Origin of the sequence: Bradyrhizobium sp. STM 3843, assembly GCF_000239815.1 — a bacterium.
GTDB lineage: Bacteria > Pseudomonadota > Alphaproteobacteria > Rhizobiales > Xanthobacteraceae > Bradyrhizobium.
This window is the reverse complement of record NZ_CAFK01000334.1, coordinates 1-12,784: the sequence shown is the minus strand read 5'-3', so window position 1 is coordinate 12,784 and position 12,784 is coordinate 1. Positions and strand designations below refer to the sequence as shown.

Below are 12,784 nucleotides of genomic sequence, written 5' to 3'. Positions count from 1 at the left end.
AGGCGTGAAAATGGATCATGGCCTTCATTTGTCGAGCAGACGACCCAGCCTCTCTTTGAACTCGTCGAGCGTCAGTGTGCGACGGTTCGGATCGAGCCGTCGTCTTTCCACTTCCTCAACCTGATCGTCGATCAACCGGTAGCCGGCGTTGTCCTGTGCTTCCATGAGCATCAACAGCTTGGCCGCGTCTTCCTGACGCTCGCTGGACCACGTCAGAACCCGATCGAGGATCTCTTTCACCTGCTCTTTGCTCATCACCAGACCATAGCATGGGCGCAGCGCGGTAGAACCGCTTCCTTTGGCCCTTGACAGCTCTGATACCCTGCACCGCGAGAGCTGATCGAAACATGCCCTGATAGGGCGCTACGGAGGATCACATGGCCACTTTCGTCCTCATTCCAGGCGGTTGGCGCGGCGGCTGGTGGTATGAACCGCTGGCGGCGCGGCTCAAGCACGCCGGCCATGTGGCCCACGCGCTCACCTTGAGCGGGCTTGAGGAAACGCCCGCCCCTGCCGCCTGCATCAATCTGGAAACGCATATCGCGGACGTGCTGAAGCTGTTGTCGGTCGAAGACCTGTCCGAGGTCATTCTCTGCGCGCACAGCTATGGCGGCATGGTCGCGTCGGGGGTTGCGGACCGCGCGCCCGAGCGGCTCGCAGCCCTGGTCTACCTCGATGCGTTCGCTCCCGAGGATGGTCAGGCCTGGTGGGATTTGGCCGGCGACGACTATCGTCGGCTGGTGATCGCGCAAGCCGGCCATGACGGACTGACCGTGCTGCCGCGCGACGGGGTCGATCCACGTTGCCGGCCGCATCCGCTCGGCACTTTCGTGCAGAGCCTTCGTCTCACGCGGGAAGCGCCGGAGCTCCGTCGCGTCTTCGTCTATGCCACCGGCTGGAGCGCGACGCCCTTTACTGCGCAATATGAGCGGCTGCGCACCGATCCTGCCTGGACCGTGCGCACCATCGCCAGCGCTCACGATCTGGTCCACCACGCGCTTGATGAGACCTTCCAGGTGCTGCTCGACGTCACGCGTGACCTTGTCCCGCTGTGATGTGGCTTACGGAGCGCGTTTGTCACACTTCTCCCGATCCTGCACGGCGATGAAGCATCGGCGCTTGCATGGGCTTTGAGCGCACGCTTCAATGGCGCGGGGGTATTGATGATGTTGAAGATCATATTGCGTGCGGCCGTATTTTGCGTGTTCTCAGCGTCGGCGGCATTGGTCGCCGCCACGCCTGCGCGGGCCGATCGTTGCGACGATCTCGTCAAGGAGCTGAGGAATCAGATCGACGGTTTGCGGATCGGCCAGACCGCCGCCGGAACGGTTTACCTCGCCCATCCCAAGGCCCGTGAGATCACGCTCGGCTGCTCAGCCAAGAATTTCAGCAATCAGCTGTTTGCCAAGTCGGACCGCAAGCCGCCGCCGGCCTTCATCGACCTGATTGCCGGCGCCGCCGCGATCATCTTCACGCTGCCGAAGGACGACATGGAGCGCGGGGCCAAGCGCTGCTTCAGCCGCCTCGGGCTGTTCCGCGGCGACGACGTCACCAGCCGCTATCGCCGCCTCGAGATGCGCTGCGCGCGAACCAAGACCGAGTCGACGATCACGATCACCCGCAGCAAGGACCAATAGGCGCAGCGCCTCACGGCTGATTGCCGTGGCCGCAGGACTGGGAGGTCTTTCTGCGACCGGGTCAGGCCCCCGTTCACCATTCGTGGCCGCACCACCAATTGCAGACAATTTGACTGATTGGATTGACGGAACCTTCGCTGACGGGGGTCACGCTTGGCACAAACAAGCGAGGAGCCGGACCATGTCCGTTTCGACCCTATCACCACCCGCCTCGCCGCCGCAGCAGCAGCAGCCGTCGGTCGCCGCCGATGCGAACAAAGCGCAGACCCAGCAGGCCCAGGCCACACAGACCACGGCCCCCAGGGCGGAAAAGACCGGCGACGAAACCGAAGCTGAGAAGCAGGCGTCCCGCCCGCCGCTGCCGCCGGGACAGGGCACGCGCGTCGACATCCTGGCCTGAGCGATACTCCGGCACGCTTGAACCGCGGCGGGGTCACGCCTCCGCTGCGAGCGATGCGATTCGATCCATGATCCGGGCCCAGCCGGGGCCCATCATCTCGAAGGCGATCGCATTGCCGGGGAAGCGGAACCCGTCATGGATCATGCGCAGCTGCGTGCCGCCTTCGACCGGTGCCAGCGTGAAGGTCACCTCGCTGTCCAGCTTCGAGCCGTAGTCCGGATTGGAGTCCGCACCGCCCTTCCAGGAATAGCGCAGCAGCCGCGGCGGCTCGCATTCCAGCACCTCGCAATGCACGACGCCATCCCAGTCGCCCATCGGCCTGGTCTTGAAGGTGAAGCGATGGCCGACTGACGCCACGAAGTCGTTCGGCATCAGCCATTTTGCGATCAGCGCGCTGTCCGTCAGCATCCGCCAGATCGTCTCCGGCGCATAGGGCAAGCCCTTCTCGACGACGATCGCGTGCGTCTCGCTCATCTCTGGGTCTCCTTCAACAACATCTCCAGCCTGCCGAGGCGCTCCCGCCAGAAGGCGCGGTAGTGATCGAGCCAATCCGCCAGCGGTTCAAGCGCCTTCGACGCGACGCGGTAATGGACGTGGCGGCCCTCGCGGCGCTCCGTCACCAGGCCTGCATCGCGCAGCGCCTTGAGGTGCTGCGAGATCGCGGGCTGCGAGACCTTCGATCCCTTGACGAGCCCGGTCGCCGCAACCTCGCCTTCCCGCGCGATCCGCTCGAACAAAGCCCGTCGGGTCGGATCGGCGAGCGTCTTCATGACCGTGGTGAGCTGCGCGGGATTTGCCATGAAAGAAACATAAGTAAATGCTTATATGTTGTCAATGTCGTCATATTGGCTGATGAATTGAGCCATCAGCGCTGCTCAGGCTCAGCGCGACGAGGAGGAACGCCGATGACCGCGAAGACCTTCACCGGCGGCTGCCATTGCGGCCAGGTGCGGTTCGAATGCACGAGCGATCTCGCCATGGTGACCGCCTGCAACTGCTCGATCTGCACCAAGAAAGGGCTGCACTTCGCCTTCGTGGCACCCGCCCAGTTTCAGCTCCGCGCAGGCGACGAAAACCTGCGCGAATATCTGTTCAACAAACATGCGATCCGGCATCAGTTCTGTATCGACTGCGGCGTCGAGGTGTTCGCGCGCGGCCGCAAGCCTGATGGCACCGATGTCGTTGCGCTCAATGTGAGCTGCATCGACGGCATCGAGCTCGCCAAGCTGACGATGACGCCGATCGACGGCCGGAACATGTGACGCGGGGAGCGCGCGACAGCGGAGCGCTTTCGATCAAGCGCGCTGCGGCCGTCTCAGGCGTCGAGCGCCTTGTAGCGGCGGAAGATGCCGTCTTCGTTGAAGGCGATGCGGCGCTCGCTCGCCAGATAGGCCGCGATGTTCGGTCGCGCCGCGACGCGGTCGTGCAGCCCGACCAGGCCCGGAATCCTGCGCTCGAAGGCCTTCATCCGCTGCGGAAACGCGTAGCGCAGGCCGTCAACGATCTGAAACAGCGAGAGATCGACGTAAGTGAGCCGGCGGCCGGTGATGTAGGGACCGTTGTCCTTCAGGATGTCCTCGAAATAACCGAGAAACTTCGGCACCCGCTCGTCCCAGAACTCCGCGGTCCGCTTCTTCGCCGGTGCGCGCTGATCCTCGTAGTAGAGCGTCGGTCCGAGCGGATGATGGGTGTCGTGGATCTCGACCACGAAGTCTGTGATCGTCAGCTGCAATTGATGCACCCACAATTGTCCGGCCTCGGCCTTCGGCGCCAGATCATGCCGGCCACCGAGATAGAACAGGATGTTGGCGGTCTGCCCGATCACGAGCTTGCCGGCCTTGAGGAAGGGCGGCGCAAAGGGCGGCGTGCCGCTCTTGGCCTCGAGCATCTTGGTCATGGCGGCCATGCCGCCCGGCTCGCGGGCGACGTCGCGATAATCGGCCGCCGCCTCTTCGAGCGCGAGCCGCACATATTCGCCGCGGCCCTGAATCATGGGCCAGTAATAGAGCTCGTAGCGCATGGCTTGCATCCTCGACAGGCGAACGGGTGGGCGTGGATGTAGCAGGACAATCCCCTGCTTCCAAAGCAAAGGCGCCGCGGATCGTTCCGCGGCGCCCTGCCATGCATTCCATGTGTGGGCTTAGTTGGCCTGCTGGATCGCCGAGAGCTGCCAGTTGCTGCCGGGGTGACGCAGGAAGGTCCAGATTTCCGTCACCTGCTGCGGCTGATCGCTGCCTTCGACCACGCGACCGCTGGCGCGCTCCACGGTCTTGTCGACCAGCGAGAACCGCATCGCCACCGTCGCGTAGTCGGCGTCGCCCTCGCGCCAGGCTTCCGCCAGGTCGCCCTGCAGCAGCTTGGTGCCGCTGACCTTGTTGACCACACCGCGGGCCTGGTTCTGCTCCAGGTCGCGCTCGAAATAGGAGGCCATTTCCGGCGTCGTCAGCAGGCGCAGCCGACCGACATCCTCGTTGGACCATGCGGCTTGGATCTCGCCGAGCAGCCGCTCGAAGGCTTCATAGTCCGCGGGCTGGATCTGCAGCGGGGCTGAGCTCGAGCCGCCGAAACCACCAAAACCCATGCTGGAGCTGAAGCTCTGCTGGCCGCCCGGCGGGGTCGCACCGGCATAGGCCGGCTGGTTGCGCCGCTGCCACCACGCCATGGCCATGCGCGCCAGGAACACGATCAGCACGATCTGCAGGATCAGGCCGAGGATCGAGCCGAAGCCGCTGAGGCCGGAAAACAGGCCGCCGCCGAACAACAGGCCAAGCAGGCCCGCGCCAAGGAAGCCCGCGGCGAGGCCGCCGAGCATGCCGCCGCCGAAACGACTGCGCGCCGGTGAATTAAAGCCGGAGCCGCCATTATAACCCGGCTGCGTGAGCGTACGGTTGAACGGGCTTGCCGTCCCCGGTGCAGTCGAGGTCGACGGCGGGGCGGAGAAGGTCCGCGAGCCGCGGGAGCCGGAGCTGAAGCCGCCGCCGATCCGGGCGTCGGCCGCCGAAACGGCGAGCACCGTCGGCAGCGCCAGTGAAACAATCACGGCGATCGCCCTCAGGACGCCGCTTTTGCGCTGCAAGAAACTCATCTGCGTTTTCCCAAATCCCCGGAATGGGGATGCCCGTAAGATGGGCAGAACCGCCCAAAAGTGAAGGCGGGGCGATGCCGCATGGCTGCGGCGCTGCGTCGCGGGGGAACCATTCCCACTGAACAGATCGCGGTAACCTATTGCGGCGTCATGGTTTCCTTCACAGCCGCGACCAGCTGGCTCAAGGTGAAGGGCTTGGGCAGGAAGGCGAATTGCTGGTTCTCCGGCAGGCTCTTCTCGAAGGCGTCCTCGGCATAGCCGGAGACGAAGATGATCCTCACCTCGGGATTGCGATCGCGCATCGCCTTTAGGAGCGTCGGGCCGTCCATTTCCGGCATGACCACGTCGGAGACGACCAGATCAACATTGCCGTCGCGCTCCTCCAGCGCCTCCATCGCCTCGATGCCGTTGGAGGCCTCGATCACACTGTAGCCGCGCGAGCGCAGACCCCGTGCATTGAGCGCGCGCAGGCCCTCCTCGTCCTCGACCAGCAGGATCGTGCCCTGGCCGGTGAGGTCGGTCCGCGGCTTGGCCTCAGCCTTGCCATCGGCCGCCGCCGCATCCTTGGCGGCGCCGTTGACGGCGTGCGGCTGGTGGTCGGCATGGACCTCCTGCTCGGCATGATGCCGCGGCAGGAAGATGTGGAACGAGGTGCCCTTGCCGACCTCGCTGTCGACATAGATGAAGCCGCCGGTCTGCTTGATAATGCCGTAGACGGTGGACAGGCCGAGCCCGGTGCCCTTGCCGACCTCCTTGGTGGAGAAGAACGGTTCGAAGATCTTCTCACGGATCTCGGGTGGAATGCCGGTGCCGGTGTCGCCGACGTCGATCCGCACATAGTCGGCGACCGGCATGCCCTTATAGGCGGCCTGCGCGGCCTCCTCCGCCGGAACGTTGGCGGTCCGCACCGAGAGCTTGCCGCCATCCGGCATCGCATCGCGAGCGTTGACGGCGAGATTGACGATCACCTGCTCGAACTGGGAGACGTCGACCTTGACCGGCCAGAGGTCGCGGCCATGGACCAGGTCGAGCTTGACCTTCTCGCCGATCAGCCGCCGCAGCAGCATCGTCAAATCCGAGAGCGCATCGCCGAGGTCGAGCACCTGCGGCCGCAGGGTCTGGCGGCGCGAGAACGCCAGCAGCTGCCGCACCAAGGTGGCGGCGCGGGTCGCGTTCTGCTTGATCTGCATGATGTCCTGGAACGACGGATCGGTCGGCTTGTGCGCGTTCAGCAGGAAATCGTTGGCCATCATGATGGCCGAGAGCACGTTGTTGAAGTCGTGAGCGATACCGCCGGCAAGCTGGCCGACCATCTCCATCTTCTGCGACTGGTTGATCTGGTTCTCCAGCGCGCGCCGCTCGGTGGTCTCGAGCATGTAGACGATCGCCGCTTCGGTTTCGCGCTCGTCCTCGTCGACCGCGGTGACGAAGAACTGTCCGAACCGCTCCTTCGGCCCGTCCAGCATGACCTCCACCGGCGAAATATCGCCCTGCCCTTCGGCGGCCTGGTTGATCGCGGCGATCAACACATTGCGGTCGCGCGGGCTGACCGCGCGGAAGATCGAGCGGGCGGCGGCCGCATCGCTGCTCAGGCTTTGCGCCAGCTTGGCATAGCGGGCATTGGCGCGCACCACGGCGCCGCCGCGATCGACGGTCGCGATCGCCATCGGCGTGTGGTCGAAGAAGCGCATGAAGCGCACCTCGGCGGCGCGCTCGGGATCGGAGCGCTCGTCGCGGGCGCGGCTGATGACGAGCGTGCGCGACGGCCCCGGCGCGCCGTCGGCACCGAAGGCGAGCTTGTGATAGAGCCGCGCCGGCATAGTCTTGCCGCCGCGCATCTTCAGATCGATGTCGAACACCTCGGTCCGGACCTCGCCGGGAACCGCGACGATCGAGGTCAGCAACGAGGCACCGTCGCCGGAGACGACGTCCGCCAGCTTCAGCCCGCCGGAGCCGATCTCGGCGAGATCGTAGTCCAGCCAGTTCGCGAGCGTGGCGTTGACATAGACCAGGCTGCCGTCGGCATTGACCGAGAAGAAGCCGCAAGGTGCGTGATCGAGATATTCGATCGCGTGCTGCAGCTCCTGGAACACGTCCTCCTGCCGCTCGCGGTCGCGGGTGATATCTGCAATCGACCACACCGCGTATTTCGAATCGCGCTTGCTGCCGCCGAGCGGGCGCACGCGCATCCGCAGCCAGCGGCCCTGGCCGCTCTCGCCGGCCGCGATGCGCACCTCCTCCTGCTGCCGCTTGCCTTCGCGGGCGGCCTTGAGCAGCCGGAACACGGCCTCCGAAACGTCGGGATTGCCGATGAAGACGCGCTCCACCGGGCGCGCCTCCTGCGCGCTCTGCGCGCCCGTCATCCTCAGATAGGCGGCATTGGCATAGACCACGTGCCCGCGCGCATCAGTCACCGCGAGCCCGTCCGGCGCGAGGTCGGGGACCCGCCCCGTCACGGGGTCGTCGGTGGCGCGGTCCGCGAAGCGGATGATGCCGGCGGCGAAGGCGAACAGGTTGAACAGGCCGATGGTGGCGAGCAGCGCCAACAGGCCGAGGATATAGGGCTGCGCCTGGGTGCGCCCGATCGTCATCAGCGCCAGCGCGACGGCCACGAGGGCGCCAGCGACCAACAGCACCAAGAGGATGCTGCCGCTGCGGCGCGACCGCTCCGGCAGGCTCATCTGGTCCTGTGACGCATCGTTGTCGGGTTCGGCGCTCATAGCAAAAGGACGAGACCTGTCGGCAGGGCTATCGCGCCGGTCGGCGCGGCCCCCGCCCTCACCTGCCTGAATCGGACGCTCAAGCGCAAGCCCGTCAAGCCGATATTCCATGATTTATCCGTATTTTACGTGAGCGGGCGATGCGAATCACGGGCCTTAGAGCCGCCCGGACAGGTTGCGCCTGAGACCCATGACGTAGCCGATGATCTCCGCCACCGCGTGATAATGTTCCACAGGAATTTCGTCGTCGATCTCGACCGTGGCGTACAGCGCGCGCGCCAGCGGCACGTTCTCGACGATCGGGATGTCGTGGGCGCGGGCGATCTCGCGGATCTTGAAGGCGATGTTGTCGACACCCTTGGCGACGCAGACCGGCGCCTGCATGCCGCGCTCATAGGCCAGCGCCACCGAATAGTGGGTCGGATTGGTGATGATCACCGACGCCTTCGGCACCGCCGCCATCATGCGTTTCTTCATGCGCTGCTGGCGCAGCTGCCTGATTCGCCCCTTGACGTGCGGATCGCCTTCCGACTGCTTGAACTCCTCCTTGACCTCCTGCACCGACATCTTCTGTCGTTCGTACCATTGCCGGTACTGGAACAGATAGTCGCCGATCGCGACGATCGCGAGCAGCGCGACCACCGAGCCCATCAGGTGCTTGGTCAAAGACAGCGTCACGCCGAGCAGCGCGTTCGGATCGAGATGCAGCAGGGATTCCAGCCGCATCCGCTCGGGCCACAGGATCATCACCATGACGGTGCCGAGCAGCACGAGCTTGAAGATGCCCTTGGCGAAGTTGACCGCGGCCTGCTTGCCGAACAGCCGCTTGGCGCCGGACAGCGGCGAGATCTTGCTCAAGGTGGGTTTCAGCGGCTCGCCTGACCAGACCAGACGGTGCTGCAACATGTTGCCAGCGAGCGCGGCCAGCATGAGCATCACGAGGGGGAGGCCGATCGCTGCAATGACCGCATAGGACAGCCCGCGCGCCATCGCGAGCAGGCCCGCTCCGTCGGTATGAATCATCCAGGAATTGGCGATCAGATTGCGCAGCGGCATCATGATCCCGCTGCCGATCGAATCCGAGAAGGTCGTCAGCACGAGCGTTGCCGCCGCGATCAGGAACCAGGTGTTGAGCTCCTGGCTCTTGACGACGTCGCCGCGCTCGAGTGCGTCGTCGAGGCGCTTTTGCGTCGGGTCTTCTGTTTTGTCGGCGGTATCGTCCTCACCGGCCATGCGTCAGGTCCTCACCTTGGGGTCAGGTCGTGCATGACGCCCCCGAAATAGCCGAGGAAGGTTCCCATCATCGCCGTCAGAACCAGTGCGAAGATCAAAAAGCCGATCATGATCGAGAGCGGCGCGCCGACGAAATAGACCTGCATCTGCGGCATCAGGCGCGCCAGCAACGCAAGCCCCATGTTGAAGACGAGCCCGAACACCAGAAATGGCGCCGAGAGCTGCAGGCCCAGCCTGAAGGCGGCGGCAAAGGCCCGCGTCGCGAGCGAGGCGACGTCGCCGCTCGGCACCAATTCGCCCGGCGCAAAGATGTTGTAGCTGTCGCTGAGCGCTGCGATCACCAAATGATGGCTGTCGGTCGCAAACAGCAAGGTCACCCCGAGCATGGTGAGGAAATTGCCGACCAGCACGCCCTGCTGTCCCTGCGTCGGATCGATCTCGGTGACGAAACCGAGCCCCATCTGCTGCGCGATCACCGCCCCGGCAACCTGCAGCGCAGACAAGGTCACGCGCGCGGTGGCGCCGAGCACGATGCCGATGATGATCTCGTGCAGCATCATCACCAGGAGCGGCGTCAGCGCCGTCATGTCGACCTGATAGGCTTGGCGGTGCAGCGGCAGGATGATCATCGTCAGCAGAAGCGCGATGGACAGCTTGATGCGAACGGGAATGTTGGTCTCGCCCAAGCCCGGCAGCAGCATCACCATGGCGGCGATCCGGGCAAAGGCCAGCATGAAAGCCGCCGCCAGCGCCGGCAGGAATGAAATATCGATGCGCATTGCGCGGCGCGTCCGGGCCCCTGGTGGCGCGGAGAGGAATCAGCGCCGCGCCGCACATTGCCCTATCCGCCGATGATTCGCGACGAGATCCGCATCATATGCGAATGCAGCGCGTCTGCCATGAAGGGCAAGGCCAACAGCAGCGTGACGAAGATCGCAATGATCTTCGGGACGAAGACCAGGGTCTGTTCCTGGATCTGGGTCAGCGCCTGAAACAGCGAGACGATGACGCCGACCACGAGGCCGACCACCATCAAGGGCGACGAGACCACGACAATCGTCCAGATCGCGTCGCGCGCGACATCGAGCGTTTCAGCTCCGGTCATTCCGTAGTCGCCTTCCCCGGTGAATGTCCTGCGCCGCTCAACTGCGGACGGACTGTGCCCAAACAAGTGAGCTTCCGATCATTGCGTCTCGGCTCGCGCGAGATCGGCGCGAGCCAGGCCGTGCATTGCATTCGAGATCCGACGCGGCGTCAGATCGTCATCTTCATGATGTCTTCGTAGGCCTGGATCACCCGATCGCGCACCGAGACCAGGGTCGACACCGCAACGTCAGTCTCCGCCACCGCGGTCACGACGTCCATGACGTTGGCCTTGCCCGACGCCATCGCGACCGTTTGCGAATCGGATTTGCGGCCCGTCTCGACGACGCTTCCGATCGCATCCTTTAGCAACGCGCCGAAGGACGGACCGGAGTTCTCCTGACCGTTCGTCGACCCGAGAATGTCCCGCACGCGGGCGAGGCTGCCGAATGTGTTGCCCGATCCGGCGGTGTCGAGCACGCGGGCGGAATTCGCATAAGCGTTCGCAGCGGAGATGGGGGAGGCCATGACTTTCGTTCCTATCCTAGGTCTTGAGAATGTCGAGCGTGCGTTGAATCATGCGGCGGGTCGCGCCGATGACGTTCAGGTTCGCCTCGTAGGACCGTTGCGCATCGCGCATGTCGGTCATTTCGATCAGCGGATTGACGTTCGGATACTTGACATTGCCGGTCGCATCCGCGGCCGGGTTGCTCGGGTCGTATTTGACGCGGAACGAAGATCGGTCGGGCACCACCTTGCCCAGGGCCACCACCTTGGCGTCGAGCGTGCGGTCGAGCGCCGAGGTGAAGGTCGGGACCTTGCGGCGATAGGGATCGCCGCCGGCGGTGGCGGCGGTGGAGTCGGCGTTGGCGACGTTTTCCGAGATCACCCGCATCCGGGCGGCTTGCGCGCGCAGGCCCGAGGTTGCGATGCTCATCGAACGCAGGAAATCGCTTGGGTCATTCGCCATCTTGGTCGTTCTCCGTGTCTATCCGTTTCCTCAGCCCTTACCGATCGCGGTCTTCAGCAGATGCAGGCTCTTGCCGTAGAGCGAGGTGACGGCGGCAAAGTCCATCTGATTGGCCGAGACCTTCAGCATCTCGTCCTCGAGGCTGACCGCGTTACCGGCCGGCCGGGTCTGGAAGCCGGCCCTGCGATTCTGGTCGAAGCTCGTGCTCTGGCCCGATGGCGGCGCGATATGGGCGGCGCTGGTCATGGTCAGCGACAACTGGGCGAAGCTGTTCGCCGGCGCACCGGTTGAATCGAACTTAGGTTCAACCAGGTCGCGTGGCTTGAAGTTCGGCGTGTCGGAATTGGCGACGTTCTCGGATAGAACGCGCTGCCGCTCCTGGTGCCACTCCATCTTGGTACGCAACGCCTGCAACACTGGAAGATCGTTGATGGACATTGCGCCCGCTCCGAATCTTGGGCTTCTTCACCACCCGTTAAGCTAGGCACAATCTGCCGTGCATATGGTTAATGGGGAGTTAAGAGGGTGTGCGCTGCACCCCCGGGAAACTTCCGGGTTTATGAATTTTTTAATCCTTTTTCCGTGTCGGGCCGCCCGGATGCACCAGTTTGGGACGCAAGCCCCTGCCAAGAAAGTCGTTTTGGCCCGGCCGATTCATAGGTTATTAAGATACCGGGCGGCAGTTCCTGCCGTAGGTCGTTAACACGTCGTTGCGCTTTCAGGCCCGTTCGCTACGACCGCCCTGTGTTCAAGTGGCGTAATGTGTGATGAAAGCGGGGGTTTGTAGGGGACCGAGATGCCGGCACCACTGACATTTTTCTTTGCGTTCCTGGCCGTGCTGGCGCTGATCGGCCTTGCCGCGTGGCTGGTGCGTCGATTCGCGGGCAGCCGGCTTGGCACCAGCACCAATCGCGGCCGGATGCCGCGCCTCGCCGTGATCGACGCTGCCGCCGTCGACGGCCGCCGCAGGCTCGTGCTGGTTCGCCGCGACAACATCGAACATCTCCTGATGATCGGCGGCCCGACCGACATCGTGGTGGAATCCAATATCGTGCGCGCCATGCCCCAGCGCGAGCAGCTGCCGCCGCGGGCCGGCGTCGCTGCCGAGCAGCCGCCACCGCCGCGAATCGCGCCGTTGCCGGATGCGCCGACCTGGTCCGACAACGAGGCGGCGAAAGCCGACATGCACGAGCCTCACGAACCGCAGATGCCCGAACTGCCGCAGCGTCCACTGCGCCCGGCTTTTGCCGACGAAGCTCGTCGCCCTGCCCCGGTGATGAACGAACGCCGCGGCGATCTGCGCGGCGAGGCTCGCGGTGACGTTCGGAGTGATTTGGCCGAGCGGCGCGAGCCGCCATTGCCGGGGTTTGCTCCGGACCCGTTCTCAGGCCGGCCGGACTCCCGACAAGAGCCACGTCTTGATCCTCGCCAGGAACTGCGCGGCGAGCCACGGATGGAGCCGCGCCCCGAGCGGCTGATGCCGCGGGGCGATTCGCTGCGCGGCGAACCGGCCATGCCGCGCCCGCTGCGCCCGGCGGAGCCATCCAGAGCCTCGGAGCCGCCAAAGGAACCGGCCAAGGATGTGCCAAGAGAACTGCCAAGAGAACTTCCCAGAGATCTCGCAAGAGAGATCCCGAGAGATCTTCCCCGAGAGAG

The 12,784-nt window shown here is 64.7% G+C and carries 17 protein-coding genes; 5 read left to right on the top strand and 12 right to left on the bottom strand.

The window, feature by feature from the left end:
* Nucleotides 1–24: 24 nt before the first annotated feature.
* Nucleotides 25–255, bottom strand: coding sequence for a hypothetical protein (locus tag BRAS3843_RS36670; protein WP_008974342.1), 231 nt, complete (start codon nt 253–255; stop codon nt 25–27).
* Nucleotides 256–377: 122 nt separating this feature from the next.
* Here BRAS3843_RS36670 and BRAS3843_RS36665 point away from each other — a divergent pair, with 122 nt between their 5' ends.
* The 3 genes from BRAS3843_RS36665 to BRAS3843_RS36655 all read left to right on the top strand — a co-directional run bounded on the left by BRAS3843_RS36665 (nt 378) and on the right by BRAS3843_RS36655 (nt 2,037).
* Entirely contained in the window at nt 378–1,055 is a 678-nt protein-coding gene (locus BRAS3843_RS36665; protein ID WP_008974341.1) for an alpha/beta hydrolase, read from the top strand.
* A gap of 108 nt (nt 1,056–1,163) precedes the next feature.
* On the top strand, nt 1,164–1,637 hold the full coding sequence (locus BRAS3843_RS36660; protein WP_035984047.1) for a hypothetical protein: 474 nt from the start codon (nt 1,164–1,166) through the stop codon (nt 1,635–1,637).
* Nucleotides 1,638–1,818: 181 nt separating this feature from the next.
* Nucleotides 1,819–2,037, top strand: a complete 219-nt coding sequence (locus BRAS3843_RS36655; RefSeq protein WP_008974339.1) for a hypothetical protein — start codon at nt 1,819–1,821, stop codon at nt 2,035–2,037.
* Between the two features lie 33 nt (nt 2,038–2,070).
* On the opposite strand, the gene BRAS3843_RS36650 is transcribed toward BRAS3843_RS36655, so the two are convergent.
* Both BRAS3843_RS36650 and BRAS3843_RS36645 read right to left on the bottom strand, forming a co-directional pair.
* Nucleotides 2,071–2,511, bottom strand: coding sequence for an SRPBCC domain-containing protein (locus BRAS3843_RS36650; protein WP_008974338.1), 441 nt, complete (start codon nt 2,509–2,511; stop codon nt 2,071–2,073).
* Nucleotides 2,508–2,837, bottom strand: a complete 330-nt coding sequence (locus BRAS3843_RS36645) for a metalloregulator ArsR/SmtB family transcription factor (RefSeq protein WP_008974337.1) — start codon at nt 2,835–2,837, stop codon at nt 2,508–2,510. The genes BRAS3843_RS36650 and BRAS3843_RS36645 overlap by 4 nt, the downstream gene beginning before the upstream one ends.
* 105 nt (nt 2,838–2,942) lie before the next feature.
* Between BRAS3843_RS36645 and BRAS3843_RS36640 the strand changes: the two genes are divergently transcribed.
* Nucleotides 2,943–3,299, top strand: a complete 357-nt coding sequence (locus tag BRAS3843_RS36640; protein ID WP_008974336.1) for a GFA family protein — start codon at nt 2,943–2,945, stop codon at nt 3,297–3,299.
* A 53-nt stretch (nt 3,300–3,352) separates the two neighbouring features.
* On the opposite strand, the gene BRAS3843_RS36635 is transcribed toward BRAS3843_RS36640, so the two are convergent.
* The 9 genes from BRAS3843_RS36635 to flgB form a co-directional block, all read right to left on the bottom strand.
* A complete protein-coding gene (locus BRAS3843_RS36635) occupies nt 3,353–4,057 on the bottom strand; it encodes a glutathione S-transferase (RefSeq protein ID WP_008974335.1) in 705 nt (234 codons plus the stop codon).
* A gap of 120 nt (nt 4,058–4,177) precedes the next feature.
* Nucleotides 4,178–5,113 (bottom strand): Tim44-like domain-containing protein, encoded by a 936-nt coding sequence (locus BRAS3843_RS36630; protein ID WP_008974334.1) that lies wholly within the window; start codon nt 5,111–5,113, stop codon nt 4,178–4,180.
* Nucleotides 5,114–5,259: 146 nt separating this feature from the next.
* Nucleotides 5,260–7,842 (bottom strand): PAS domain-containing protein, encoded by a 2,583-nt coding sequence (locus BRAS3843_RS36625; protein WP_085967075.1) that lies wholly within the window; start codon nt 7,840–7,842, stop codon nt 5,260–5,262.
* Between the two features lie 156 nt (nt 7,843–7,998).
* Nucleotides 7,999–9,075, bottom strand: coding sequence for a flagellar biosynthesis protein FlhB (gene flhB / locus BRAS3843_RS36620; RefSeq protein ID WP_008974332.1), 1,077 nt, complete (start codon nt 9,073–9,075; stop codon nt 7,999–8,001).
* Nucleotides 9,076–9,086: 11 nt separating this feature from the next.
* On the bottom strand, nt 9,087–9,854 hold the full coding sequence (gene fliR / locus BRAS3843_RS36615; RefSeq protein WP_008974331.1) for a flagellar biosynthetic protein FliR: 768 nt from the start codon (nt 9,852–9,854) through the stop codon (nt 9,087–9,089).
* 62 nt (nt 9,855–9,916) lie between these two features.
* Entirely contained in the window at nt 9,917–10,180 is a 264-nt protein-coding gene (gene fliQ / locus BRAS3843_RS36610; protein ID WP_008974330.1) for a flagellar biosynthesis protein FliQ, read from the bottom strand.
* Between the two features lie 149 nt (nt 10,181–10,329).
* On the bottom strand, nt 10,330–10,686 hold the full coding sequence (fliE, locus tag BRAS3843_RS36605; RefSeq protein WP_008974329.1) for a flagellar hook-basal body complex protein FliE: 357 nt from the start codon (nt 10,684–10,686) through the stop codon (nt 10,330–10,332).
* A gap of 16 nt (nt 10,687–10,702) precedes the next feature.
* Nucleotides 10,703–11,128 (bottom strand): flagellar basal body rod protein FlgC, encoded by a 426-nt coding sequence (gene flgC, locus BRAS3843_RS36600; protein ID WP_008974328.1) that lies wholly within the window; start codon nt 11,126–11,128, stop codon nt 10,703–10,705.
* A gap of 30 nt (nt 11,129–11,158) precedes the next feature.
* Entirely contained in the window at nt 11,159–11,566 is a 408-nt protein-coding gene (flgB, locus tag BRAS3843_RS36595; RefSeq protein ID WP_008974327.1) for a flagellar basal body rod protein FlgB, read from the bottom strand.
* Between the two features lie 358 nt (nt 11,567–11,924).
* Here flgB and BRAS3843_RS36590 point away from each other — a divergent pair.
* On the top strand, nt 11,925–12,784 hold an 860-nt coding region (locus tag BRAS3843_RS36590; RefSeq protein ID WP_139025086.1), incomplete at its 3' end, for a flagellar biosynthetic protein FliO.

Coding starts and splice junctions, on each gene's coding strand:
- BRAS3843_RS36665 (WP_008974341.1), top strand. CDS start 378: ATGGCCACTTTCGTCCTCATTCCAGGCGGTTGGCGCGGCGGCTGGTGG.
- fliQ (WP_008974330.1), bottom strand. CDS start 10,180: ATGACCGGAGCTGAAACGCTCGATGTCGCGCGCGACGCGATCTGGACG.
- fliR (WP_008974331.1), bottom strand. CDS start 9,854: ATGCGCATCGATATTTCATTCCTGCCGGCGCTGGCGGCGGCTTTCATG.
- flgB (WP_008974327.1), bottom strand. CDS start 11,566: ATGTCCATCAACGATCTTCCAGTGTTGCAGGCGTTGCGTACCAAGATG.
- BRAS3843_RS36670 (WP_008974342.1), bottom strand. CDS start 255: ATGAGCAAAGAGCAGGTGAAAGAGATCCTCGATCGGGTTCTGACGTGG.
- BRAS3843_RS36650 (WP_008974338.1), bottom strand. CDS start 2,511: ATGAGCGAGACGCACGCGATCGTCGTCGAGAAGGGCTTGCCCTATGCG.
- BRAS3843_RS36640 (WP_008974336.1), top strand. CDS start 2,943: ATGACCGCGAAGACCTTCACCGGCGGCTGCCATTGCGGCCAGGTGCGG.
- flhB (WP_008974332.1), bottom strand. CDS start 9,075: ATGGCCGGTGAGGACGATACCGCCGACAAAACAGAAGACCCGACGCAA.
- BRAS3843_RS36660 (WP_035984047.1), top strand. CDS start 1,164: ATGATGTTGAAGATCATATTGCGTGCGGCCGTATTTTGCGTGTTCTCA.
- BRAS3843_RS36645 (WP_008974337.1), bottom strand. CDS start 2,837: ATGGCAAATCCCGCGCAGCTCACCACGGTCATGAAGACGCTCGCCGAT.
- BRAS3843_RS36655 (WP_008974339.1), top strand. CDS start 1,819: ATGTCCGTTTCGACCCTATCACCACCCGCCTCGCCGCCGCAGCAGCAG.
- fliE (WP_008974329.1), bottom strand. CDS start 10,686: ATGGCCTCCCCCATCTCCGCTGCGAACGCTTATGCGAATTCCGCCCGC.
- BRAS3843_RS36625 (WP_085967075.1), bottom strand. CDS start 7,842: ATGAGCGCCGAACCCGACAACGATGCGTCACAGGACCAGATGAGCCTG.
- flgC (WP_008974328.1), bottom strand. CDS start 11,128: ATGGCGAATGACCCAAGCGATTTCCTGCGTTCGATGAGCATCGCAACC.
- BRAS3843_RS36635 (WP_008974335.1), bottom strand. CDS start 4,057: ATGCGCTACGAGCTCTATTACTGGCCCATGATTCAGGGCCGCGGCGAA.